The following is a 21,587-nucleotide window of genomic DNA, read 5'->3' as shown; positions in this document are numbered from 1 at the left end:
ATAAAAAAAGCCTCAGATTCGAGGCTTCCAAGTTATTTCTTTTACGTCTAATTCAAAACTAATAGCCCTACTTAAAACAAAAAGCAGGTCAGACAATCGGTTTAAATACTTAATCACCAGGTCTGACACAAAAGATTCTTCCTGTAAGGCAATAGCCAACCGCTCGGCACGGCGGCAAACGCTGCGGGCAACGTGGCAGAAAGACACGGCGGGGTGACCGCCAGGCAGTATAAAATTTCGCAGGGGCGGCAGGTTCTGGTCTAGTTGGTCCATCTGCAGCTCCAGAAAGGTAATGTCCTGCTCGTGCAGGTCAGGGATCTGTGTTTTACCAGTTTTGTCTGGGTCTGTGGCTAAAGTAGAGCCTATGGTGAACAGCCGGTCTTGTATCTCAGAGAAAAGTTCTTGCCTTTTCTGGTTTACCTCCTGGTCACGCACCACACCAATGAATGAATTCAGCTCATCTACAGTGCCGTAGGCATCAATGCGCAGGTGCGATTTTTTAACCCGGGTACCGCCAATCAATGAAGTTTCGCCTTTGTCTCCGGTTTTGGTGTAAATTTTCATGAAGCAGAATTATGTGCCGCCGCCTGCATGGCAGGTATGGTGATGTTTTCATTAATGATATCAGACTCTACCAAGCCGTCTCTTAAGCGAACTATGCGGTGAGCGTAATGGGCAATATCGTCTTCGTGGGTTACCATGATAATAGTATTGCCTTTAGCGTGCAGCTTCTCAAACAAATCCATGATCTCATAAGAGGTCTTGGTATCTAAGTTACCGGTGGGTTCATCTGCCAGAATAATGCTGGGGTTGTTCACCAAGGCTCGGGCAATGGCTACCCGTTGACGCTGCCCACCTGAAAGCTCATTGGGTTTGTGTTTAGCTCGGGAGCCAAGGCCGACGCTTTCCAGTGCCGCCAGCGCAATTTCTTCCCGTTGAGATTTGCCGTACCCCGCATAAATAAGCGGCAGTGCCACGTTGTCTAAAGAAGAGGCACGGGGCAATAAATTAAAGGTCTGGAACACGAAGCCTATCTCTTTGTTACGCACAGTGGCCAACTCATTGTCGGCCATGTTACTGACATCGTTGCCGTTCAGGATGTAATGACCATCAGTAGGGGTGTCTAAGCAGCCTACAATGTTCATGAGCGTTGATTTTCCCGAGCCGGAGGGGCCCATAAAGGCTACATATTCCCCTTTTTTTATTTCTATGGAAACCGAGCGCAAAGCATGTATTCGCTCCGCACCCATTTGGTACACCTTAGAAACATTTTCGGTTTTAATAATCGTGCTCATACGTATAATGTTATTGCCACTTTTCTTGCTGCGCCTGCCTTTGCTGCAATTGAGCGTCTATTTCCTGTTTGAACGTAAGGTACTCCTGAGGGGGCAACATTGGCTTTAACTGCTCTAATGCGGTAAGGCCGAAGCTCTCAAAGCCTTGGTTCAGGGCAATTCTTATATAAGCTTTGCGCAAAGAAGTAGACTGTGGGTTGTACTCAATTCCTTCCAGCAGGAGGTCATAGGCCCGTAGCGGCTTCTTCTGATTGACAAAGAAGTTAGCGGCCGCCAAGTAACCCATTTCTGACCAAGGAGCTTTCTGAACTAAGGCGTTGAATTGATTAGTCGCTTCCTGGGTATTTTTATTACGCTGTGCCAGCAATGCGCGGTAGTAATGAGGAGCTCCGGCATCTTCCGGAGCAAAATATAGGGTGGGCAACTGCTGTTCCAGCATCTGGTACCGCTCCGCTTTCCACCATAACTCAGCGGCAAGTACATGCGCTTTAGATTTTACCCTGTTTTCAGGAAAAGAGGCCGGAAAGTGAGCGCCCAGTAAATTACTGGCCTTCTGGAATTCTTTTTCGGAGATGAACCGCTCCATCAGCGGCAAGGCGGCCACAGGCGCCAGTTCAGGAGTGGTAATTTTATTGGCTACTTGTTCTAGCTGTTCTACCGGTAAAGAGCGGGCAAAAATCTGTAAGAACTGCACCTTCAACGAATCTGGGGCGTTGGCCGCCATGTCCGGAGTAAGCTGCGTCACCATGGCTAGTTGAGTGCCTGCTTTCTTCCGCCGGTTGTTTTGAGAAATGTTAGATGCGTCTAAAGCTAGTTGTGCCGCTCTGTTGGTATTGCCTGCCAAAGCGTGTGCAATAGCCGCATGTAGCTGGGCATCAAGGAAGCCTCTTTCGGCAGCTTGTTCAAAATAATCGGCGGCTAACGGATATAACTGCACCTGTAGCATCCACTGGCCCAAGACGTCATAATAGTAACCAGAAGTTCTTCCGCCGTTGGCAGCTAAATACTCCATGGTAGCTTTGGCGCGGGTAGGTCTGCCTGTTCTTTGCTGCAGGAATGCTTTTAAAATAGTGAGATCCTGCACAAAGACGCTGTTTTCTTCTTGCTTTAGCATTCTTTCAACCTGCACCAGTGCTGTGGTATCAGTAGAGCGGTTAACCGTCAGGTGCTTCAGGTAAAATTGGGCAAAGCTTTGTGTAGAGAGAACACTGTCCTGAACCGTTGAGGTTTCTGCTTCCGCCACGGTTTTACTACTGCCCGTAATTACTTTTACCGCTAGTCTGTTCGTCAGTAACGGGCCATAGTTGCCTTGGTACTTGTTAGAAAATTCCTGCGCCTGCTGGTAAAACTGATGCCGGGTCAGGAACATCAACTGATTAGCTTGAATGACTTCTGGTTCCTGGCTGTTTTCCAGGGCTGCATCTAAATAGAAAGCGGCAGAATCTTTAAAAGTAGTATTGCTATACACCAGCCCCAGATTGTTGAGCAAGGGCGCGTAGGTAGGGTAGGCTTTTATGCCGTTCTGCAACACTTTTATCTGGTCAAACAATTCTGAAGAGGAGGTACGTAAATTAGCCAAGCGTAAGTAGACCTCGGGTGACGGCTTTCTTCTCAGAAGTTCGCTGAGCTGCTGAATTTCAAGAGTACGCATGTGCTCCTGATGATACATGTCTACCAAGGAGAGCGTAGAGCGCTGACTTCCCCAAGCCATAACCTGACCTTCCAGGTAATACTGCTCTGCTAGCAAAGGCTTTTCTTCTGTATGCCGGTATAAATCGCCTAGGTAGTTGTAATGACCCGCTTTGGTAAGATAATAAACCGAGAAGTTAGACCAGGTGAATAGCACAATAACAAATACCGTCCCGACCAGATACACCACAAAGTATGGAAGCCTTTTGGGGTCATACACCACTCTGTACACCCTTAAGCGCTGTTTTATCAAATGTGCGTAGTTAACTAAAAGGTAAAGCAGAAAAGCTACACCGTAGGCAAGGTGGGTGAAGATGATGGCGCTTCGGTAGGCCTGCACCACAGGGTCGTTGGCCATTAAGGCAGCATACCCGAAGTTTAAGAACGTAAGCAGGGCCAACAGCAGGTAAAGTGGTAATGCCTCTGTCTCAAACCTAAAAAAGCGGGCGTACTGAACTTGCCGTTGTCTTAGTCCCCAAAAACCAATAACAGCCGAGAACAGGAACACCAGCATAGCATCAATGCCTGCAAAATCAAACTGCAGAGAGCCTATTTGGTTTAAGTACAGCAAAAGCAAATTGCCTAAGTAAAGCAAGCTGATCATTAAAAACTGCACTAAACCAAACCGTCGTTGCGGGTTTTGAGCCTGGGTGTTAAACCACAAAAGGCCGTGGAGGTTCTCATATGACACCAAGATCATGAACAGCAAAGACACCACTGCACTGGCAAGAGTACCGTGCTGTACTACATGAAGGGCGGTAAAGCTTACTGGTAGGGGCGTGAAATAGAATAGAGCAGCTGCCAGAACCAGTACCAAAACAGCATTCACCAGAAAACGGAGGAACAGAGACGCGTACTGCCGGAAAGCATGGAAGAAATAACTGGTGACCACCAGAACGGCCAACGTAACTAGGAGAACAGTTCGGCTGGTTTCTGAGAAGATACCAATCAAGTCTAAGTTAAGCGTTGCCAGCCACAGCATGCCCAGCGTTACCCCCACATAATACGGAATGCGCTTGAACGTACTAATGAGCGCCCAGAAAAAAGCAAGGGCGGCGGCCAGGCCTATAAAGTACAGCCAAGCACCCCACATGGGGAACTGCATGTCACCCAAGGCATATTGCTCATACACCAGGTACGCATTGGCTTTTACATGAATAGGCGTGAGAAGGTGAGTAGAAGGAAAAAGCTGGGCTTCTGCCGGATAAAGTTCAGTCAGCTTGATTACCGGGAAAATGGTGTCAGCTCCTTTGAAGTATCCGTAGACACCGAACCCAAGGGCGATAAAAAGCAACGCCGCTAACAATAAATATAGAAAGCGGCGGCTAGGCTCTAAACGGGGCCAAAAAGAAAAGATATCCATCAAGGCTACTCCATCACTTTGGGTACCCGGAAATAATCAGAGTCTTTGCGAGGGGCCAGGCGCAGAGCATCTTCATGACGTACGGTGTTTTGGGCCACATCTTCGCGCATCACGTTCAGCTCTTCTGATATGTGCACCAGCGGCTCTACATTCTGAGTGTCTAACTGCCGAAGCTGGTCTACCCAGTCCAGAATATTGTTCAGGTCTTTCAGCATTTCCTGCTCTTTGGCAGGGTCAAACTCAAGCCGGGCTAAGTGCGCTAACTGGCGCAGTGTTTCTATATTGGTGCTCATGGTGTTTCTTATGCAGTTCTTCTTGAATAATCTGGAACGTCTTCTCCTTTAAAAACTCAATGTCATGGCGGGTAAGGCCCTCGGTTGAGATAGGCGGATGAATGATTATTTCCAGTGGATGGTATCTAATCACCAGTTTGCCTTTTTTATCGGGTAAAAACAGGTGGTTGTATGGCATAGTAATAGGCACCAAAGGTACCTGTTTCTCAATGGCCAGTTTGAAAGGACCGTCTTTGAATGGGAGCAGGTTGTTGCCAGAATCAGGAGAGATTTTGCCTTCCGGAAAAATTACGACGCTGCGCCCTGCCTCTATGCTTTGCTTAGAGGCAATATACGCCTTAGCACTGCTGATGGGGCTGTCCCGATCAACGGAAATGTACAGGGCGTCGTAGATGCGACCCCACAGCGGCACTTTAGTTAAAGACTTCTTGCCCACAAAGTTGATGAAGCCCGGAATGGCCGCCAAAATCATAGGTATGTCAATGTATGAGCTGTGGTTGGGCGCGAACACGTACTTCTGTTTCGGGTCAATCTGCTCCAAGCCCTGCACTGTTACGGGCATGAGGTACATGCGCAGCTGCAGCTTAGACCAGATGCGATTAAGTGTGTGGGCGTGCCGCAGCCGGTTGGGCTTGGCAATCAACAGCCTGAAGAGGGGGTACGACGTTATGAACGGAAGTACAAACCATGTGGTGCACCACACGGAATACAACATTCTGCCGATTCCTTTAATCCTTTTCATCTCTTCAAAATTACAAATTATTAGCAAAAGCACCACGCCTCTGACTGACCAGAGCTGTTTTTAACCTGTTTTTAAAAAACAAGGCCTAAAACAGTTCTTCCACGGCAACGCTGGCAAAAGAAAGTTAGTGCTAAATATTGCTGATTATTTGTTCTCTTGAAGCCAAAATTCTGTCAGCCTTTAATAAGCCCGCTACACTTATGGCGTCTGTTATCTCATCATTCAGAGCCATTTTTACGGCATCAGCAAACGGCAGCTTCCAGATCTTAAGGTCTTCAGTTTCTTCAAATTCGGTCTCGCCGGCTGTTAACTCCTCGGCCAGAAACACGAATCCTTCCTCGTCAGTGACCGAGTTAGAGGTGTGAATTCGGGCAATTTTAGTCCAGCGGGCAGCGGTAAAACCGGTCTCTTCTTTCAATTCACGTTGCGCCGACTCCAATGGACTTAGTTCTACCGGACCTCCGCCCATTGGTATTTCCCAGGAGTATTCGTTCAACGGGTAACGGTACTGCCCCACCAGCCATGTATTTCCTTCTTGATCAATGGGAATGATGCCAATAGCCTTGTTTTTCATGGAGACTACTCCGTAAATACCCCGGCCACCGCTGGGATTAATCACCTGGTCCTCGCGTACAGAAATCCAGGGGTTACTGTACACAGGTTTAGATTCCAAAGTAGTCCAGGGGGTGTCGAGGGAATGTTCGGGTTTCACTTGCTGAATATTTATGAGGTGATGCGCTAAATTAAAGAAGGATTCTGTTTTTGACTTCTTTTTAGAAAAACAGCTCTAAAACAGGATTTCTGAAAATAAAGTTACTGGGCCGCAGCTTGGTTCTTTTTTAGACCACGGTAGAAGTACAGGCCACAGAGCAGAGAGGAGGCTATTATCACCCATCTATACAATACGTAACCTGTAGTTTCCAGGAGCTCATTCCCTACCAGAAAGGCCACTGTCACAAACAACAGCAGAAAGACCAGCCGATCCAGCCGGCTTTTGAAATTGATGAGAATCAGAGAAAACCCCATGATGAAGTTGATCAAAACGGCAGGCAGAAAGAAAACCAGCAGATACAAAGAGGCAGCAATGATGTCGCCATTCTCATTGTATAGCCCAAAGCCAAACACTACCAGCAACTGAACCAAACAGATAAGGCCCACAAACGTGCTTATTTTGAAATTGATCATAGGGTAGAGGTGAAAGTGGCTGTTTTTGCTGATGATTTAAAATACGCAGAAAGCGGGATTGGGTAGGGAGAGGAGAAGCTCACTCCTAACTTATTGTAACCTAGATGAATCTTGTTGGCGAGCTGTGACAGCGGGTAAAAAGTGGATATTCTATAAAATATGTTTCAAACAAGCCCTGAAAGAAAGTGGGGAGACTTGTAAATACTCCTGTTTTAGGCCTGTTTTCAAGAAAATAGGCCTAAAACAGAAATTATACCTCAGCTTTTACCGCTTCTACTGCTTGTTGGTAAACGGCCTCGTACATAGGTACAATGTTATTGATCTCAAACTCCTTGGCTCTGGCAAGGGCATTGGCTTTGAAAATAGGCAGCTGGTCGTCTTGCAGTATAAATAAGGTGTTCTTCACCATGTCTTTCACATCACCGACTTCACTCACAAATCCAGAGTAACCATGCACATTGAGTTCTGGCAAGCCTCCGGCATTTGAGGAGATGACAGGTACTTCACAGGCCATGGCTTCCAGGGCAGCCAACCCAAAACTCTCTTTCTCAGAAGGCATCAGAAAGACGTCGGCCACCGAAAGCAGTTCTTCTACCGCCTCTAACTTGCCTAAAAACCGCACGTCTTGGCAAATGCCCAGCTTCCGGCAGAGGTTTTCCATTTTTGGGCGCTCCGGTCCGTCGCCTACCAGCAACAGTTTGGAAGGGACCTGCTCCCGTACTTTAGAAAAAATTTTGATGACGTCGCCAATTCGCTTCACGCCTCTGAAGTTGGAAGTATGCACCAAAAGCTTTTCGCCGAAAGGCGCAATAGCCGATTTAAAGTGCTCTTTCCGCTGTTTCTGGAACCGCTCTAAGTTGATGAAGTTTGGGATGACAACTATGTCTTTATCGATAGGGAAGTACTCATATGTTTCTTTGCGCAGGTCATGCGACACCGACGTAACTGCATCAGACTGATTGATGCTGAACGTAACCACCGGCTCAAAAGAGGCGTCTTTGCCTACTAAGGTAATATCAGTGCCGTGCAGCGTGGTGATAACTGGTATGTGTATGCCTTTGGTTTTAAGAATCTGCTTGGCCATGAACGCCGCCGAGGCATGCGGTATAGCATAGTGCACGTGCAACACATCCAACTTCTCAAACTGCACAATATCTACCATCTTGCTGGCCAGCGCCAACTCATAAGGCGGGTACTGAAAAAGGGGGTAGTTGGGGATGTTGACCTCGTGGTAAAAAACATTTTCACTGAAAAAGTCTAACCGGGCTGGTTGGCTGTAGGTGATAAAGTGCACCCGATGGCCTTTCTGCGCCAAGGCTTTGCCTAGTTCGGTGGCGACCACTCCGCTACCGCCAAACGTGGGATAGCATACAATTCCTATCTTCATGAGTGTATGTGTTTACCGCGAAGTTACGGTTTCGGTTCTAACGATTGATACACCACATCATGAATGCGGGTTCGGATATTATACTTCAGGAGCTTATCATTCTCAGAATCAGGATGTACGCGGTTCGATAGGAAAATGTATACCAGCTTGTTTTCTGGGTCTACCCAGACGCCGGTTCCGGTAAAACCAGTATGCCCAAAAGTACTAAGCGGGGCCAGGTCTGAAGTAGGACCATTCCCATCAGGTTCGGGTTTGTCCCACCCTATGCCACGCCTACTGTCTTTGCTGGCGCTTTTGGCAAATTCTGACACCACCGGTGAGCGGAAATACTCTTGCCCGCCGTACTTGCCGTTCTGCAGGTTCATTTGCATAAGAATGGCCAAATCATTGGCATTTGAAAACAAACCGGCGTGTCCGGCAACACCTCCCAGCATGGCGGCTCCGGCATCATGCACGGTGCCTTGCAACTGCATCCAGCGGAATTCAGGGTCAAGGGCGGTGGGCGCAATCTGTTCTTTTAGGAATTTGCGAAGCGGAGTATAGGTAAGGGAGTTGGCTCCCAGCGGACCGTAGAAGTTCTGCTCCAGAAAATCAGTAATCGGCTGGTTGAGCAACCGCTCGGCTAACCGTTTCATGATGTGCAGCCCCAGGTCGGAGTAGCGGTATTCAAATTTCCCGCTGGCTACACGCTTGCCCACTAAATCAGATTTTACAATCCAGTTCCAGACGCTGTCTTCCACTCTTTTCCCTGCAAATAAATTTGGGGCCACCATGTTAGGGTAAGCAACAGAGGGTACGGTATCATAATAGATAGGATTGGGCTTGCCGCCAATCAAGGTTCTTTTATGAAAAGGAATGTATGCAGGCAAACCAGCCTGGTGCAGCAGCACGTCGCGCACCGTCAGGTTGGCTTTGTTAGAGCCTTTCAACTCAGGCAGGTACGTCACCAATTTAGCATCTAAATTAAGCCGCCCCATGTCTTTCAGGAACATAACAGCCTGCAGGGTGGCGGCCACTTTGGTGATGGACGCTAAGTCATAGATGGTTTTGTCAGTGACGGGTTGGGTACGGTCATAGGTGTAGTAGCCATAGGCTTTGTCCATGATCACCGTGCCATCTTTTACCACCAACACTTGCATACCAGGCGTGGCACCGTAGGCAATGGCTTCCAGAGCAATATTATCTATTTTCTTTAAGGTGGCTGAGTTCATACCCACACTCTCAGGCACTGAATATTTAAGCCTATTGAGCGAAGGCGTAGCAACACCAGAACCTGCTTTAAATTTAGGTGAAGCGGTAACTGGCAGCCTCCCATTAGCGGGCAAGCCTCCGAATAGCACTTGAGGCACCACACGCTGTGTAATCTCATTGTCTTCGTACCCGCACACCAGCCAGTTGATGTCTTCAAAATTCTTGAGGCTATAGGCATTGCCCATCACCACCACCACTACTTTTTTGGTGGGGTCGCGCTGCAGCTCTTTGATAAAGCCAAGGGCATTGCCCGGGATTCCGTAATTTCGGCCTGGGGTGTTGCCGAGGCCATGCAGAGAAACCACCACCACATCGGCGGTAGCCAAACCACGCTTTATGCTGGCGTACACACTGTCAGGGGCAGAGCGATTGGTGATGGAAAAATTACGGAAAGGGGCGTATTTTTCTAAAGTGCGGGTAAAGGTATTGTTATAGCCCAAACCAATAGAAACCGAGGCAAATTCAGTCGTGTCGAGCACCCGGAAAGGGAGTAAATTTCCTTTGTTGGCTACCACCGTTACGGCCTGCTCATATAGTTGCTGCTGCAGTACGGTGCTGATAGGGCGAGACAGGTCATTGGTTAATTCTTCCAGTTCTATCGGAGAGAACTGGTTTAAACCAGCCCAGTACTTGGCATGTAGCATTTTACGTACCCGAAGCTCAATTTCCCGCTCGTTTATTCGGCCTTCCTCAATGGCTTGGCGAATATTGGCAATGGCTTTGGGTACATCTTCAGAGAAAAGCAACACATCATTTCCGGCCTGGAGAGCAAGAGCATCCACCTCACCGGGTTTGTGGTAACGGGTCACGCCTTTCATGTTCAGGGCATCAGTAAACACCAGCCCTTCGTACTGCATTTTGCCTTTCAGCAGGTCATTTACCAGGTACGGTGATAAAGTAGCGGCACGGTTAGCGATGGAGTCTAGCTTTGGTACGTGCAGGTGCGCCACCATGACGCCCATTACCCCGGCCTCAAAAGAACGCTTGAATGGATATAACTCAACCTCTGTAAGACGGGCAAAATCATGCTGTAAAACCGGAAGAGTTTTATGAGAATCAGTATCAGTGTCGCCGTGGCCGGGAAAATGCTTGGCTACCGCAATAATGCCATGATCTTGCAAACCTTTGATGTAGGCAATGCTGCGCTGGGTTACCTGCTCCTTGTTTTCGCCGAAAGAGCGGTTGCCGATAACGGGGTTGCTGGGGTTGCTGTTCACGTCTACCACCGGCGAGAAATTAACGTGTACGCCCAGGCGCTTCAGCTTAAGGGCAATCTCACGCCCCATCAGGTAGACGTAGCGGTCGTCGGGCAGCGCGCCCAAAGTCATCTGCTTGGCAAAGTGCATGCTGCTGTCCAGGCGCATGTCCAGCCCCCACTCGGCATCTATGGCAATAAGCAGCGGAACTTTGGCTAAGGCTTGGTAATGGTTCGTTAGTTTAGCCTGGCGCACCGGGCCGCCCTGCATAAACATGATGCCCCCAATGCCGTACTGGCTTACTAATTGTTCAATTTCTTTTACGTGGCTTTGGGTTTTGTTAGAATAGGCTGCCACCATAAAGAGCTGGCCTAAACGCTGGTCAGGCGTAAGGCTCTGGTACACACTGTCTACCCAACGCTGCTCTTGCAGGGAAACCTTGCCGCGCCCCGTCGGTCTAAATCCCGACAAAGCCCACCATGTGCCCATCACCACCGCCAACAGCACCAGGCTATATCGTCTTAGCATTTCACAACGCGTAATAAAATTTGAATAACTGTTTCATAGGGCTAATTTCGCAGAGGAATTGAAGCCCTTGGATCTTTGCCGATTCTCTGGTGTTTTCCGCCCGTTTTTCCGGAAACAGCCCAAAAACAAGAATTGTTCGGGTGTTCGCAAAGAAACTTTGCTCTTCAGAATTAAAACGGCGGCAGTGGTAAAACCAATACACCGTCAAATACATAACCGTAGAGCAGGCAAGAATGTTATCAGAGAGCCAAGGCCGCTGATTAAGCTTGTAATATTACTGAAAATTTTGCTTTTACACCGCAAAAAAAGAGAGACAGGAGCCAGATTTACAGGTGTCTTTTTTCTTATTTTTGTGATTCAAATAGTTACTACGCAGGAGAGAGTTGTATGGCAGATATTATCATATTGAACCTTTGTGGTATTCAAGTATGGAATTAAGATCCAGAGCAGCTTTACTTCTTTTTCTGCCAGTTTTTGATCCTTTTAGGGTAAAGTGATTTGATTGAGCGTGGCCTTAGCAGCTGGAAGGCCTCAGCCCTGTCTTGTTTGGGAAAAGGTAAAAATCTTTTGATTTATTCTCCCTACACGAAGTAAGTTTCTGCAGAATGGTGTTTGCAAGCTTGCAGAAAACTCAATGAAGGAATTTGGCTGCCCTTCTTTTAGAGTAGTTCTTGTCATTTTCAAGTTTTGGAGGCACCAATTTATTCTCTGAGGCAAGCTAACATAAAAGCACATTAAAGGCTTATACCTTGCCAAGGCAGAGTGTAAGGCATATATTAAGTGTAGGTTCAAATCATTAACTCAAATACGCCATTGATCAAGTTAATCGTAACAGGTAGTAATTTTCCTGATGTGGAAGAAGGCTTACACGGGGAGCTTTTAGTAACTAGTGAATCTACGCCCCTGAACTCGACCTCAGTAGTTGTGCCAGGAAACAAGCCTTACAAAATTCCTGTCCTTAAACTTGAGCCTGCATACTTGAGCGGTAAAATTGTCACCAAAAATGTTTTGCCGGATGTTCAGGCATTTTTGGAAGAGGACACTGAAATAATTTTCGTGCTTATTGATTCTAGCCATAGCAGTGCAGTGTTGGCGGCCCCATTGATTGCCAAGAAAGCCAAAGAGCTGGGGGTACTCACCATTGGTGTTGTGTGCCTTCCCTTTTCCCCTGGGGATGCTGCCAACGCATTGCCTTCTGACGAAAGCCTGCTCGAAATAAGAAAATCTTATGATTCTATTCTTAGCTTGTTTCCTGATACTTCCTTGGGTACAAAGGAAAAACCCAATTCCAAGATGGTGCTTCAGCAGACAAGGGGAGTTATAATGTCAACAATCCAATCAATTGTACATCTTCAGGATGTACAAACGGAGGTGAATGTTGATTTGCAGGATGTTCGTTATGTGTTGGCCGACGCGGGCGAGGCCCTTGTGGGAACTGCTGTGGCCTCAGGACCGGGGCGCTCTGCCTGTGTAATAGAGGAAGCCCTTGGATTTAATGGTAATCTGAACAAAGAGCTGTCTGGTGCAAGAAAGATTTTGATCTCCGTTATGTCAGGTGAAGAAACCGAATTGGATATGGAGGAGTTGATAGAAATAACGGATGCAATCCAGGCAAAAGCGGGAGAAGAGGCAGAGGTAATATTTGGTCACGGAACTGATCCTTATCTTGGGGACAATATCCGAGTGACCTTGATTGCGTCTGGTTTTCCGGGCAAATAACTGGAATTTCGTTTGTGTTTTCCTGATTGAGTTCCTGGAAAATAATGGCTTTAAATAGGAGCCCTTTATCTTCAAATGCTTAAGAAGATACGTGGCGAAACAATTTTTGCATCATTACATGCTGCATTACAAGTTTTATCCCTTGTAATGCAGCATGTAAAGGTGCTCTTAGATAAGGTGGTGTCAAGTGGGGATCGCTCCAACTATAGTGCTCCAACTATAGTTTTTCTGCGTTCACTTAATGTGACTGCAAAATCGTATTTATGGAGGAGATCAGTAAGTACTTCTCCTAAATACTCCTTGCTTTTAGCTTTCTCAGAAAGGCTGGCAGAAGAGGTTAAAGTTGGTTCAATTACAGTCAAAAGATTTACATGATAGGTGGCTAATTTCCCCATACCTGCTAAATACTTCAAGTAATTTAAAACTTTTTCCATTTTATATCCATGGATAAGCATTGTACTGCTTTTAGTCATTTGTTTCGTTTTCATTGGTTATTATAGTTAGTCATTTATTTGATAGCAATTTTGTGTAGCCTTGCTGTTTTTGATGCTGAATCCATTTTTATGGTGTTTATATCTTTGGTTTAGCAATAGGTGTGTAATTGATTTCTTTAAATGAGATTTCAGATACATTCACTTGAAGAACAGTCATTAAGGAAATTCCCTGCCAAATTCTGAGGGTATATCCATTGGGCTGATAACATCCATGCACCTAATGTGTGGATGTTTTGGGTTCAGCAGCAACCTCTTCCATGAAGGTTGCCACCTGTTCCGCAAATACATCTTCCGGAATGCGGTGCCCCAAGTGCTCAAGGCTAATCAGTGACATATCCTTTTGTGTTATCGTGCGGTTAATATATTCAAGGTTGTCTTTGTAAAAGATTACGTCATCTTTTTTGCCGAGTATGATGTGGGTTCTGCTGCTTTTGAAATGGGGAAACGCAAACCCTGACAGATCAGGATTTGGAATACTGGTGACAAACGCGGGGTTAAAGAGCAGGGCCGGCTTATTGTACAGTAAAGAAAGTAAGTGTGCTGTGTGCCCGCCAAAGCTGGAGCCTATTATAATATCAGCTGTGGCCGCTGGAACGACCAACTTATTAAAGTAGTCAGGATTATCATAAACTATGGAAGGAGCCATCACATAGCCAAAACGCTCCAGGACAGTTTGTTTTGCTGGTGTAAGGGAGCCATTATAGCCATGCAGGTAAAGTATATTCTTCTTCATAAAGTCGGGTTAAGGGCTTGAATTTGTAGGAGAAAAGTTGATAGTAGGAACTTGCCTTTTTGCAGCGCAGGGTCAAAATTTAAACATGCCCTAAGGAAGTTCTACAACAGGACGGGGTATCCTGCTGTTTTCGCCGGCCTGCTGGTACAGTTGCTGGTAGTCGTTGTGGTGCAGGTGGTACAGGTATAGTTCCTGTGGATAGGGAAAGCGCGCTTCGTTATCTTTCAGATAGTTCATGAAGCGGTTGTAGTTGCCACCCAGCCAGGGGGTAAGGCCCAGTTTACTTATTTGGTGCTGATTGCAAAAGTCTAGAATCGACTCGAAGTTAGCGTCCTGCTCTTCGCTTCGGTAGTACCTCGGACGGTAAAGCGGCTTTGCCTTCGGGGCCATTTGCTGCAGTTGCCTTTCCTCACTGGGTGAGCACCGCACCATTAGGGAATCCAATAGGTTATAATCGTCCCAGATGTTTTTGCGCTGCAGGGTAATTGTTCTATTGCCCACCTTGAAAGACACAGCCTTGCCGGGTTGCTTTGTTACACGCCAGACACCAGCTTCTTTGCCGTAGCGGCTGTACTCTGAGAAAATGGCCGGGTCAATATAATCCGGATCGGTAGCAGTCAGTAAAGATACCTGATGAGGCAAGTTAAACATCTTCTCACACCAGCGGGTCCGGCCATAGTAGCCGGGGCAGGCAAGGTGCAGATAAGTGTCTTTCAGTATAGGCAGGATGGTGCCCATGCTCCAGTTTCCGTTAATAGGATAGTAACCGCCCCCTTCACTTAGCCCCTCATTTATACATACAAAGGCGTCAAACTTAACACCGGCGGCCGTGAAGGCAGCAGTAGCCTGTAGGGCAGTCATCCCAATAATTATAACCTTACCCCGCACAGCAAATGTAGAGCGGAAGTTATAATCAACCAGCACAATATGGTCGTAGGGCAGGGAATAGTACTCTTTACGGACTATGCGTCCTGAAGCAAAGTAGACCAGGCTTCTGCCGGTTTTCAGCCGCTCACGTAGCATAGCAGCCAACGATTGTACATCAGATTGGGTTTTTTGAGAAGGTATTTTGGGCATATACGAAGTTGAATGGTGATAAAAGAACCGGTGTTTCCGATCCGACACCACAAAGTTGCACATAGAACAGAACTTATACTTTTCTCTACAAGCTTGTTAAGGTTGACGGTCATTTCTTGAATAATAGAAAAGGCCATAAATCCTGTACCCTTAAGAAACGGATGCTAACCAATAAGGCAGTTTGGTGGCCCGGGTTTCACTTAACAGGTAGTGGTATGCCTATAGAAAGTCTTTTCTTTTCTACCATGTGCCTTTCTCTACAAGCTTGTATAAAAACGGCCTAGGCAGGTATATCCATTACCTTTGTTTCAGATCCAAGGGCAGGCGGTTGGCGCTGCTCCTAATGTGTAACCTTAATTTTTATTATTATGAAGAATGTAATTGTTGCTACCTGGCGTGAATCAGGCAAAATGGAAGTGTTCAGCTCTTTGAAAGGTTTCTTGGAGTATTATCCTGATTATAATGAGTACACTATTACCAACTACCTTACACGAAAGAAACAGCCATATGTAAAAGGTGAATTGCACCTGGCAAGGTTGCCATTCACAGGCAGGAAGGCGGCAGCTTAGCCTTCCTTTTCTTAATAAGACCTAAAAGTCAATGATATTTTTTTTAAAACTCAAAAATAAGATAGATACAACATATATTGTATTACTAATATTATTAACATTTTATGAACGTACATATTATCCGGTCTGCCTACTTCCTTGAAGAAGATTACCAACAAGTATTGCAGCTTTTAAATTCTAAGCCTGGTCCTTTGACTTTTCATGGGGCTTTAAAAGAGGCACACAAAACAATGTGGGAACAGGAGAACGCTATCCTAGCCACATCCTCTAAGGATTTCTTGTCACCTGAATCGCAATTTAAGCTTGACGAGATCACAACCTTTTTGGAGTGGGAAGATTTTTTTAAGCTATGTGACGTTTATAGGAAAGAAAATAAATTGGGGAAAGAAGATTTTGTTGTACTTCTTACACCTCATTACAATACAAATAACTGGTTTGCTTCATACGCTGACGAAACAAATAATATTTTTGCTCATACCGCGGATTGGGAATATTATTTGGCTAATACTCCTGCCATTTACCCGATAACTTATTTAGTTACCTCACAGGTTATACAGAAAACGGTGTATCAAACAATCGATGAGAAATTAAAACATGTGCACTACGAGGCCTTAGGTTGTATGAATGACTTTTGCGAGACTAAATCTCAAATTAGTTTGAAACTTAGAACTGCTGATATTTGCCCCGTATGTTTAGACGATTTTACTTTAAATAAAAAAAATGACAAGCTACTTAATCAAGCATTTTCTTTATTTGAGGAGATTAGAGGAAAACTACTTTATAAACAACATCATAAACCTCGGCCAAGTAGATTATATATAACTAAAGAGAATGAGATTGTTCTAAGAGATTATAGAAATTCAATAATTAGATTAACTCCTTTGGAAAAAACCGTTTTTCTCTTTTACCTAATGTATCCGGATGGTATAAAAAATGAGGATTTGCCTAACTACCGAACAGAAATCGAAGAAATTTATAAACAACTTAATAATAATATTCCAACAGTAAATAATGCAGAAATAGCAGCAATAAAATTAAAGTTAAAAGGGACAGATTCTAAGACTGTAGAAGCTGCTATTGAAGAAAGATATAATGAAGTCGAGGTAAAAATAAAGAATAAGATTGAAAGTAGTGTAACTGCTCTAATTAAAAGGACTAGCAACTCAATGTCTGAAAAGAGGTCAAATATTAAAGCTAGCTTCATCAACGTTATAGGGCAAGATGCTGCCAGTTATTACATAATATTAGGAGCAGATAAAGAGCCATATAAAATCAACCTAGATCGGTCATTAGTAACATGTGATAGCGACATTTACGGCACAACTGTTTTTCCTGCTAAATTGAAAAAGTAGGTGTGAAGTAGTAGCATACCTGATGCTATTGTATTAAATACATATTTACACCCCTAAGGCTTGTAAGCATAAAAAACTTTAGGGGTTTTTATTTATTGGTCTGAATATCAAAACTATACATTTTCTATATGCATTATCCTTTAGAGCTCTATTCAACCAGCTAAAAATAGCTCAATTACAAAACTAAGCCAAGCCTCACAAGCTTGTAAAGAATTCATTCTGGCCGTCATAATGCTGATTTTTGCACTATGACAAAACAGAAACCTGTAATTTCAGTAGCACAGCTTCTTTTACTGGAAAACTTAGCTGGCATTGGTCCTGCTGCTATCAATGCAATTATAGCGTATCTAGACCGAGGTGTAACCTTCCCTGCAACTGACGATGGGGTGGTTAAACTACTTAAAGAAGTAAAGAAATATTACCCGCGGTTAAAATTAGCAACTCTTGATGCAGTTGCTAAAGCTCGCAAAAAGAGCGAGCAGTTCATGCAACGGTCAGAAGCGAATGGAGTAAAGATTATATCTTATCTGGAGGAGGGGTACCCCTCAATGATGATCTTCCTTCCTGATAAACCATTGCTATTGCATTTCAAAGGAAATCTGGCTGCACTGGAAAACCCTGCAGTTGCCGTAGTTGGAACCAGGGAGCCATCTGCCTATACAAAGATGGAAGGCAGAAGATTTTCGGAGTCTGTTGCAGAAGCAGGGTTCGCCATAGTGAGTGGGTTGGCATTAGGCTGCGATACCATCGCGCACGAAGCGGCTTTAGAGCATGGAAAGCCTACCATTGCTGTTATGGCGGGTGGGTTGCATGCCATTTACCCAAATGAAAATGTTGCATTGGCCAATCGCATAGTAGAAGCCGGAGGCTTGTTGATCAGCGAATGCTCCTTTGGGACAAATCCATCCAGGAGTTCATTCAAATTAAGAAAACGGATACAGACAGGTTTGAGTCGTGGAGTGGTAGTGTTGGAAACAGGTTTGACGGGCGGCACCAGGCATACAGTAGATTATGCACTAAAACAAAAAAAATCACTTGCCTGCCTGTGTCCGACGCAAGCAAATGAAACAAGTGAAACAGCATTTGCCGGCAACAAGGCTTTAATTCAACAGAAAGGTGTTTCTAGACTTGACAGCCAGGCTGCGGTTGAGAACTTCCTAAGCAGTTTACTAGGGTAACTATCTTTCTTGTTGCGCAATATACTTTCTGTAACAGTAGGGCTATTGTGTCAATAAGGAATAGCGGTTAGCATAAATTGTGTTTGCCTAAAATAAGGGACTTAATCAGGGTTTTGGGAAAACTGAGATAAAGGTTCTCCGAAATATATCTCGTTCATTGTTTCAACAAAGCCTTTGTCTGAAACCGGAAAACCGGAGGAATCACCTAATACAGAATCCATACCACAATAGGGGCATTGCACGGTCTGCTCTTTCTCCGGATCCTCTTCTCCAAGCCAGCCATCGGGGAAATCAGATAAGGTAAAGACTTCCAGGCAGGCAAAGCAACAGCAGGTTGAACTGGCTTTTACCTGCATTAGGTTATTATAACTTTTCCTGTGTGCATCCTTTATGTACTCATAAGGATAATTATCCATGCTTGGCTATTGTTTGTGTGGCTAAAAGGAGATGGAGTAAAAGATCAAGCTAAGGGTGCGACCAGGCTAAATTAATAAGTGCACCATAAAAATACCCGGATAGAAAGGTAATAAATTTTAATGAAATTCATATACAGATGCTCCTTGTAGCATCTTTCAATTCATAAAAGCATTCAGAGTGCCAGTGGGCACGGCAACCGGGTTTAAGCTCCATCGGTGCCAAGACAATGTGCGGCTTCTTCCGAAAAAAAGCTAAAAGCGGTTTACTGCGAATAGCTTAACAGTTTTTATTGAAAATTAACCAGGCCGTGCTGCTTATGCCAATAGCATGGGCCCAGGATTTATATCTTTCACTTTTTACGCAAAACTTATGAGCGGTATATCAGCTTTAGTAAACAATTTTGATCTGATCCTGGAAAATCAGCACGAGATCCTGGACCATGCCCCCTACAGATGCAGCAGGTTGCGCCTTAGGATGATGCGCCCTTTGGGTAAATGCTATATCGGGGATAACCATACATCCATCTTTGATTGCCACTTAGGAGGGTATTTAATGGTCTGGGAAAACTTCTTAGAGAGATGGGGCGGAAGTGATATTCTGCCATTGCGGGGAGCTGGCAGTCCGCTGAGTGGACATGTGGCAGACTTCGTAGGGTATTCCATGAACAATGGCAGGTTTACCAGGGAGAAACCTGACGGATTCACAACTGGCGCCATGTTGCGCTACCTGAATAATTTCAGGAAAATGTTTCCTGAAAAAGAGCTGGCGGTGCCTTTGGAGCAGGTGGTGCGGGAGCTGAAGGAGGGGAGGCCAATAGAGGAACGGGAAAGTTATCAATTGTTGACACTTCGCGAAGATTTCAGGCGCACAGTTACTATTATTTCAGAAATAGAGTCCGGTGGGGAGGAGCGCATAAGTTATAATTTGGTGCAGGATAGATTTTGTATGCCAGTAATCAAAGTGGATACCGTGCTTGAGTTGGAGCTGACTGACGACGAGCGAAGGCGCTTTGCCCTGAATGGTACGGCTGTATATGTAGCCGACATGATAAGGGAAAGTATAGAGAAGTTGAGGCAGCTAGCCGCTTCCTATGGCTTTGTGATGGAGAAACAGCAGCAGCTTGGCAATATGGCGGCACTGGAGTTCAGCCGGACGCTTAACGACCACTCAAGGGTACTTGAGACCACTACAGTACAACAGGTAGTGACTTTTCTTAACGATGTAAAAAGGCTGCGGACCAGGTTTTGAACCCGATGTCGGAATATAGACGACAAGCTTGTAAAGAAATGGAAAGCGATTATGGGTACCCTATCTTTGTATTATTAAAATAAATAAGGCGTTTGGAGTCGGAGCTTCTCTGTTCTTTTACTGCCGCATTTAACCTGATTTTTTTCTGCACTTCACTGGAAATTTAGTGCAACAGTATCTGCAGTCTTTGCAGGATTAATATAATTATCTCTGGCTTTGTGTTTTTGTTTTACGGCTCTTCCGAAGCCGCACAGGCCCCCTATGTCATTAAATTATTGTTTAACCAAAACCAAATCAATTTTATATGCGCAATAACTATTCATTTGATTTTAAAAACACCTTCCTTAACCTGACAGAGTATACTGTGCCTTATGGTTATGAGAGCCAACTAGAGCCTTGTCTGCCCGCAGGTGTGCAAAAAGATAGTTTCGGCAACTACTTCATCAGAATAGGGGAGTCAACCACGCTTTTTACGGCCCATCTGGATACCTACTCAAGAGAGCGCAAGAAGGTAAGCCATGTATTGGATGGCACCATCATCCGCACGGATGGCAGTACCATATTGGGGGGCGATAACAAGGCAGGTGTGACCATTCTGCTTTATCTTATAAGCAAGCGTGTGCCAGGTACCTATTACTTTTTTATTGGGGAAGAAGTGGGCTGCCTGGGTAGTCGTGCCGCATTAAAATCAGACGCTTCGTTTTTCGCCCAATTTGACCGTGCTGTTACTTTTGACCGCAGAAAGGCTGGTTCCATTGTTACCCATCAACGGTGTGGGCGTTGCTGCAGCGACCAGTTTGCCGAGGCGCTTTCGCTTCAGTTCTTAAACCAGGGCCTGGCCTACCATGCCGACCCATATGGGGTCTTTACCGATACGGCTGTTTTTGTGGAGGTGATCCCGGAATGTACGAACCTGTCTTCAGGGGTATGGGGCGAACATACTTCAGAAGAGTACGTGGATATCCTGTTGCTTGAGCAGATAGCCAGAGCCGCTGAAGGGGTTAATTGGGAAGGCTTGCCGGCACATCGCAATATTCCAATAGACTATAACCAGGTAGCATAATTTATCATGTCTCTTCACCATATTTTTTCACTCTAATTTCTACAGGTATGAATACTTTAACTTTATCTCTCACACATGAGCAGTCCCAGCTTGCTCAGGAGCTTCTGCAAAAAGCCTTGCACGAATGGGAAGTAATTATCAATAGCACCGATAGTATCAGTCCTGTGGGCAACAGGGTACGGTTTAAAAGCGAATGCACTAACATTTTGCTTCAGGCGCTTCAGCAGGGCAAAACGGTAGTTAGCATGCCCGATGTGCTTTTCGTGCCAGTATTACTTCAGCTCAAGAGCATGCTGGAAAACCAGATGAAAATCATGGTGGACCTGATGCAGGACGAAAGCCTGGAGAATGAAAATCAGTTTCAGGTGGTTATGCGCGGTATTGGGTTGCTCAATATGATGCACTGCATGACACATGAGACGCTACAATTTGAAAAAGATGCTGTTTAACCTATGTTGATGATATAGGGAGAAAGTGCGCTCTATAATTTAGGCGGGTGCACTTTCTGTAAAACTTCCAACACTGTAAAAAACCTGTGCGTAGGTACACAAATTCGGTGAGCGCGTATTTATCGCCTGCTTTCCTGCGCGTTCCCTTTTTGAGCCGGTAAATTTATAGTGACAGATCAGGAAAAATTCTGTTATGGCATAAATTGGAAAGGCATAAAACGCAGAATTCCCAGGAAAGTATAAGAAATGGGGTTGCGTATTATTTAAAGATTTAGTTTGTAACTGATTCAGGGCCATGGAGTAAGCAATTGCAGGTATTGAGGAGGACAGGGCCAGGAATCTTTATAGCGTTCAATAAT

Annotated in this window: 20 protein-coding genes and 1 riboswitch; of the genes, 7 read left to right on the top strand and 13 right to left on the bottom strand. The window is 45.3% G+C overall.

What is annotated here, in order from left to right; translation table 11 throughout:
• Positions 1-12: 12 nt before the first annotated feature.
• From A8O23_RS07070 to A8O23_RS07030, 9 genes are all read right to left on the bottom strand, one after another.
• Positions 13-564, bottom strand: coding sequence for a cob(I)yrinic acid a,c-diamide adenosyltransferase (locus tag A8O23_RS07070; RefSeq protein WP_066618758.1), 552 nt, complete (start codon positions 562-564; stop codon positions 13-15).
• A complete protein-coding gene (locus A8O23_RS07065; protein WP_066618751.1) occupies positions 561-1,295 on the bottom strand; it encodes an ABC transporter ATP-binding protein in 735 nt (244 codons plus the stop codon). Before A8O23_RS07065 ends, A8O23_RS07070 begins: the two co-directional genes overlap by 4 nt.
• 10 nt (positions 1,296-1,305) lie before the next feature.
• Positions 1,306-4,347, bottom strand: a complete 3,042-nt coding sequence (locus tag A8O23_RS07060) for a tetratricopeptide repeat protein (protein ID WP_153042106.1) — start codon at positions 4,345-4,347, stop codon at positions 1,306-1,308.
• 5 nt (positions 4,348-4,352) lie between these two features.
• Positions 4,353-4,640 carry an Asp-tRNA(Asn)/Glu-tRNA(Gln) amidotransferase subunit GatC gene (gene gatC / locus A8O23_RS07055; protein ID WP_066618746.1) on the bottom strand — a complete coding sequence of 96 codons (288 nt, stop codon included), beginning with the start codon at positions 4,638-4,640 and terminating at the stop codon, positions 4,353-4,355.
• Positions 4,588-5,382: a lysophospholipid acyltransferase family protein gene (locus tag A8O23_RS07050; RefSeq protein WP_239693358.1), complete on the bottom strand. Its 795-nt coding sequence runs from the start codon at positions 5,380-5,382 to the stop codon at positions 4,588-4,590. The genes gatC and A8O23_RS07050 overlap by 53 nt, the downstream gene beginning before the upstream one ends.
• 130 nt (positions 5,383-5,512) lie before the next feature.
• The gene (locus A8O23_RS07045; RefSeq protein ID WP_066618743.1) at positions 5,513-6,094 is read right to left on the bottom strand and encodes an NUDIX domain-containing protein; all 582 of its coding nucleotides are present in this window, start codon (positions 6,092-6,094) and stop codon (positions 5,513-5,515) included.
• Between the two features lie 101 nt (positions 6,095-6,195).
• Positions 6,196-6,567 carry a hypothetical protein gene (locus A8O23_RS07040; protein ID WP_066618740.1) on the bottom strand — a complete coding sequence of 124 codons (372 nt, stop codon included), beginning with the start codon at positions 6,565-6,567 and terminating at the stop codon, positions 6,196-6,198.
• 250 nt (positions 6,568-6,817) lie between these two features.
• Positions 6,818-7,954: an N-acetyl-alpha-D-glucosaminyl L-malate synthase BshA gene (gene bshA, locus A8O23_RS07035; RefSeq protein ID WP_066618735.1), complete on the bottom strand. Its 1,137-nt coding sequence runs from the start codon at positions 7,952-7,954 to the stop codon at positions 6,818-6,820.
• Positions 7,955-7,977: 23 nt separating this feature from the next.
• On the bottom strand, positions 7,978-10,929 hold the full coding sequence (locus tag A8O23_RS07030; protein ID WP_066618732.1) for a glycoside hydrolase family 3 N-terminal domain-containing protein: 2,952 nt from the start codon (positions 10,927-10,929) through the stop codon (positions 7,978-7,980).
• Between the two features lie 813 nt (positions 10,930-11,742).
• On the opposite strand from A8O23_RS07030, the gene A8O23_RS07020 reads away from it, so the two are divergent.
• Positions 11,743-12,648, top strand: a complete 906-nt coding sequence (locus A8O23_RS07020) for an FtsZ/tubulin family protein (RefSeq protein ID WP_153042105.1) — start codon at positions 11,743-11,745, stop codon at positions 12,646-12,648.
• 203 nt (positions 12,649-12,851) lie between these two features.
• Here the strand turns inward: A8O23_RS07020 and A8O23_RS07015 are convergent, their stop codons facing one another.
• The 3 genes from A8O23_RS07015 to A8O23_RS07005 all read right to left on the bottom strand — a co-directional run bounded on the left by A8O23_RS07015 (position 12,852) and on the right by A8O23_RS07005 (position 14,952).
• Positions 12,852-13,136 (bottom strand): hypothetical protein, encoded by a 285-nt coding sequence (locus tag A8O23_RS07015; protein ID WP_066618727.1) that lies wholly within the window; start codon positions 13,134-13,136, stop codon positions 12,852-12,854.
• Between the two features lie 223 nt (positions 13,137-13,359).
• Positions 13,360-13,875 (bottom strand): YqiA/YcfP family alpha/beta fold hydrolase, encoded by a 516-nt coding sequence (locus tag A8O23_RS07010; protein ID WP_066618724.1) that lies wholly within the window; start codon positions 13,873-13,875, stop codon positions 13,360-13,362.
• Positions 13,876-13,965: 90 nt separating this feature from the next.
• On the bottom strand, positions 13,966-14,952 hold the full coding sequence (locus A8O23_RS07005) for a hypothetical protein (RefSeq protein WP_066618723.1): 987 nt from the start codon (positions 14,950-14,952) through the stop codon (positions 13,966-13,968).
• A gap of 368 nt (positions 14,953-15,320) precedes the next feature.
• Here A8O23_RS07005 and A8O23_RS07000 point away from each other — a divergent pair, with 368 nt between their 5' ends.
• The 3 genes from A8O23_RS07000 (at position 15,321) to A8O23_RS06990 (ending at position 18,051) form a co-directional block, all read left to right on the top strand.
• Positions 15,321-15,521, top strand: a complete 201-nt coding sequence (locus tag A8O23_RS07000; protein WP_066618718.1) for a hypothetical protein — start codon at positions 15,321-15,323, stop codon at positions 15,519-15,521.
• Between the two features lie 104 nt (positions 15,522-15,625).
• Positions 15,626-16,873, top strand: a complete 1,248-nt coding sequence (locus tag A8O23_RS06995; protein WP_066618715.1) for a hypothetical protein — start codon at positions 15,626-15,628, stop codon at positions 16,871-16,873.
• Positions 16,874-17,121: 248 nt separating this feature from the next.
• Positions 17,122-18,051, top strand: coding sequence for a DNA-processing protein DprA (locus A8O23_RS06990; RefSeq protein WP_066618713.1), 930 nt, complete (start codon positions 17,122-17,124; stop codon positions 18,049-18,051).
• A 101-nt stretch (positions 18,052-18,152) separates the two neighbouring features.
• On the opposite strand, the gene A8O23_RS06985 is transcribed toward A8O23_RS06990, so the two are convergent.
• A complete protein-coding gene (locus A8O23_RS06985) occupies positions 18,153-18,467 on the bottom strand; it encodes a hypothetical protein (RefSeq protein ID WP_066618710.1) in 315 nt (104 codons plus the stop codon).
• A 164-nt stretch (positions 18,468-18,631) separates the two neighbouring features.
• A riboswitch (SAM-I-IV-variant riboswitch) is annotated at positions 18,632-18,727 on the top strand.
• A 110-nt stretch (positions 18,728-18,837) separates the two neighbouring features.
• Between A8O23_RS06985 and A8O23_RS06980 the strand changes: the two genes are divergently transcribed.
• The 3 genes from A8O23_RS06980 to A8O23_RS06970 all read left to right on the top strand — a co-directional run bounded on the left by A8O23_RS06980 (position 18,838) and on the right by A8O23_RS06970 (position 21,228).
• Positions 18,838-19,716: a hypothetical protein gene (locus tag A8O23_RS06980; protein ID WP_153042104.1), complete on the top strand. Its 879-nt coding sequence runs from the start codon at positions 18,838-18,840 to the stop codon at positions 19,714-19,716.
• A gap of 304 nt (positions 19,717-20,020) precedes the next feature.
• Positions 20,021-20,779 carry a zinc-binding metallopeptidase family protein gene (locus tag A8O23_RS06975; protein ID WP_066618704.1) on the top strand — a complete coding sequence of 253 codons (759 nt, stop codon included), beginning with the start codon at positions 20,021-20,023 and terminating at the stop codon, positions 20,777-20,779.
• Positions 20,780-20,826: 47 nt separating this feature from the next.
• Positions 20,827-21,228 (top strand): hypothetical protein, encoded by a 402-nt coding sequence (locus A8O23_RS06970; protein ID WP_066618702.1) that lies wholly within the window; start codon positions 20,827-20,829, stop codon positions 21,226-21,228.
• Positions 21,229-21,587: the final 359 nt, after the last annotated feature.

This window comes from Rufibacter roseus (assembly GCF_001647285.1).
GTDB classification, from domain to species: Bacteria; Bacteroidota; Bacteroidia; order Cytophagales; family Hymenobacteraceae; genus Nibribacter; species Nibribacter roseus.
The sequence above is the reverse complement of the archived record's forward strand: the minus strand, read 5'-3'. Positions and strand labels throughout refer to the sequence as shown.

Excerpts from the sequence above, each read along its gene's own strand:
- A8O23_RS07070 (WP_066618758.1), bottom strand. The coding sequence starts at position 564 with ATGAAAATTTACACCAAAACCGGAGACAAAGGCGAAACTTCATTGATT.
- A8O23_RS07065 (WP_066618751.1), bottom strand. The coding sequence starts at position 1,295 with ATGAGCACGATTATTAAAACCGAAAATGTTTCTAAGGTGTACCAAATG.
- A8O23_RS07060 (WP_153042106.1), bottom strand. The coding sequence starts at position 4,347 with ATGGATATCTTTTCTTTTTGGCCCCGTTTAGAGCCTAGCCGCCGCTTT.
- gatC (WP_066618746.1), bottom strand. The coding sequence starts at position 4,640 with ATGAGCACCAATATAGAAACACTGCGCCAGTTAGCGCACTTAGCCCGG.
- A8O23_RS07050 (WP_239693358.1), bottom strand. The coding sequence starts at position 5,382 with ATGAAAAGGATTAAAGGAATCGGCAGAATGTTGTATTCCGTGTGGTGC.
- A8O23_RS07040 (WP_066618740.1), bottom strand. The coding sequence starts at position 6,567 with ATGATCAATTTCAAAATAAGCACGTTTGTGGGCCTTATCTGTTTGGTT.
- bshA (WP_066618735.1), bottom strand. The coding sequence starts at position 7,954 with ATGAAGATAGGAATTGTATGCTATCCCACGTTTGGCGGTAGCGGAGTG.
- A8O23_RS07030 (WP_066618732.1), bottom strand. The coding sequence starts at position 10,929 with ATGCTAAGACGATATAGCCTGGTGCTGTTGGCGGTGGTGATGGGCACA.
- A8O23_RS07015 (WP_066618727.1), bottom strand. The coding sequence starts at position 13,136 with ATGAAAACGAAACAAATGACTAAAAGCAGTACAATGCTTATCCATGGA.
- A8O23_RS07010 (WP_066618724.1), bottom strand. The coding sequence starts at position 13,875 with ATGAAGAAGAATATACTTTACCTGCATGGCTATAATGGCTCCCTTACA.
- A8O23_RS07005 (WP_066618723.1), bottom strand. The coding sequence starts at position 14,952 with ATGCCCAAAATACCTTCTCAAAAAACCCAATCTGATGTACAATCGTTG.
- A8O23_RS07000 (WP_066618718.1), top strand. The coding sequence starts at position 15,321 with ATGAAGAATGTAATTGTTGCTACCTGGCGTGAATCAGGCAAAATGGAA.
- A8O23_RS06995 (WP_066618715.1), top strand. The coding sequence starts at position 15,626 with ATGAACGTACATATTATCCGGTCTGCCTACTTCCTTGAAGAAGATTAC.
- A8O23_RS06990 (WP_066618713.1), top strand. The coding sequence starts at position 17,122 with ATGACAAAACAGAAACCTGTAATTTCAGTAGCACAGCTTCTTTTACTG.
- A8O23_RS06985 (WP_066618710.1), bottom strand. The coding sequence starts at position 18,467 with ATGGATAATTATCCTTATGAGTACATAAAGGATGCACACAGGAAAAGT.
- A8O23_RS06980 (WP_153042104.1), top strand. The coding sequence starts at position 18,838 with ATGAGCGGTATATCAGCTTTAGTAAACAATTTTGATCTGATCCTGGAA.
- A8O23_RS06975 (WP_066618704.1), top strand. The coding sequence starts at position 20,021 with ATGCGCAATAACTATTCATTTGATTTTAAAAACACCTTCCTTAACCTG.
- A8O23_RS06970 (WP_066618702.1), top strand. The coding sequence starts at position 20,827 with ATGAATACTTTAACTTTATCTCTCACACATGAGCAGTCCCAGCTTGCT.